The organism is Flavobacterium sp. GSP6, from assembly GCF_003984855.1.
In the GTDB taxonomy this organism is placed as follows: domain Bacteria; phylum Bacteroidota; class Bacteroidia; order Flavobacteriales; family Flavobacteriaceae; genus Flavobacterium.
The window spans coordinates 1-1804 of record NZ_RYDO01000031.1 but is presented as its reverse complement, the minus strand read 5'-3'; the positions used below and the strand labels follow the sequence as shown (position 1 = coordinate 1804).

2 protein-coding genes and 2 pseudogenes are annotated in these 1804 nt (G+C 33.2%); 1 reads left to right on the top strand and 3 read right to left on the bottom strand.

Annotation, left to right across the window (positions count from 1 at the left end; translation table 11 throughout):
* A pseudogene (locus EKM03_RS14875) lies at positions 1-284 on the bottom strand (RHS repeat domain-containing protein); the annotation flags it as partial.
* A 136-nt stretch (positions 285-420) separates the two neighbouring features.
* Here EKM03_RS14875 and EKM03_RS15135 point away from each other — a divergent pair.
* A complete protein-coding gene (locus tag EKM03_RS15135; RefSeq protein ID WP_199736862.1) occupies positions 421-732 on the top strand; it encodes a helix-turn-helix domain-containing protein in 312 nt (103 codons plus the stop codon).
* A gap of 50 nt (positions 733-782) precedes the next feature.
* Here EKM03_RS15135 and EKM03_RS14865 read toward each other — a convergent pair whose 3' ends face one another.
* Together EKM03_RS14865 and EKM03_RS15045 are read right to left on the bottom strand one after the other, a co-directional pair.
* Complete coding sequence (locus EKM03_RS14865) at positions 783-1229, bottom strand: hypothetical protein (protein ID WP_126556374.1); 447 nt, start codon at positions 1227-1229, stop codon at positions 783-785.
* 11 nt (positions 1230-1240) lie between these two features.
* A pseudogene (locus EKM03_RS15045) lies at positions 1241-1804 on the bottom strand (hypothetical protein); the annotation flags it as partial.

Genomic DNA, 1804 nt, shown 5'->3' with positions numbered 1-1804 from the left:
TACATTAGTGGGTTGTTCAACACATACGCATAGCGGTTGTAGTTTTGGGTATTCTCCGGTTGCTGGATAAAATTATCTGGCATTAAAAAAGAACGTAAAACAGGATCATATAAACGACCGTTCATGTGTATCAATCCAACTTCTGCTAAATGCTCGTGGCTGGTGTAGCCTCTGTCCATCATCATTAGTCGCGCGCTAGTACCATCTGTTGGTAAAGCTATAGCTACTCCATTTTGTTGCAATTTAGCTAAATTTCCCCAAGCATCAAAATGACGGCGTTCTATTGCCACCCAACGCCAATTTGTATTCTACCTAAAACAAAAAACTACAACTTATTTAAGGATGTAGTTTAATTTTGTTTTGTCTGATAGCGCTTCTGGGCACGAGCCAGAGGCATCGCGCTAGCCTTTCTATTAATTTCTGCTTGGACTAGCAGGGGCAAGTATTGACAAAGCACAATATAGCCGTATTGAAAATGGAAAAACTGACCCTTCTGTTGCAACTCTAGAACGCATTGCAAATGCTATGGGCGTTTCTTTATCTGATTTATTTGCTTCTACCGAAGAACTCAAAGAAATAAACTCTTTTGATAAGTCGATTATGGAAAAAGTATCGCTTATGGAAAGTTTAAACGAAGAAGAAAAACAAACTATTTATATTATGCTTGATGCCTTTATTGGTAAAAGAAAACTCAAAGACGCTCTTCAAAATGTGCTTTACGATGTAAAATAAGAAAACCCAGCATTCGCTGGGTTTTCTTATTTTATCTGCTTTTCTTTGAACTACTTTTTGTTTTTGAGGAGTTTTTTTGTCTCATTATTATAAAGCTCTTTAGCAACAGTTATTTCTTTTGCATTGATAAAATCATCTATACTGACGTATATAAAACCATTATCATCATTTATATTTAAATTCTTTTTGTCAGCACATTCTACACTTTTTTTACCATCTATTAGATAAAGTAATGTTCCGTCATTAAAATTTTTAATCGCAAGTTCCGTTAATCTTTTGTAAATTACTTTATTTATTTCTTCATAGCTAATACTTCTAAAACAGGATTTTATTGAACATAAATCTTCTACTTGAAAATTAGGATATGCTTCTATTTTCTCAAGATGAGCTAAATCATTATGACAAAATGTGTAATATTTTTTTTGAATATCTCCCATTTGATTTTGACTAAACAAAACATTTGATGCCAGTAATAAAATAATAACTATCTTTTTCATATTCCTTAGTTTTATTTGGTTAGACTTAAAAAATGATTGTACATCTGACTATTAAAATAAGGAGAACCCATACTTTGTTCCCATCCATATGCTTTAACCTCTGAATGAGCATTATTATTATATTTATTAAGCCAACCAGCATAACTACCACTAACATAATCTGCAACGTGATTTAATTCGTGACCTGCAACACTTGCAGCGTGTCTAACGCTATTTAAAGCTAATTTTTTTATATAAATCAAGCCTTTTGAAACAACTTTATAATTACCTTGACTTCCAGTTATAGTTTTTTGAGCTTGACCATAAATATTATCTTTTCCACCTATGACATCTTGTATTTCAAAACTTGGGCAATTTGCAGACTCATATAAATCAGGAAATATTTTAGCCATATTAGTAGTAAGTTCTTCATTCGTCCATCGTGCAACATCATCTGGATCAAAACCAGCTTTAGTAATTGCTTTATCTAACATAGACCTTTCTTGCATTTTATGCATCGCATGATTGAGTCCACTAACCACTAAACCCGTAACTGCGCCTTGCCAAAAGTTTCCTCCAGTTAATGCTGCACCAGC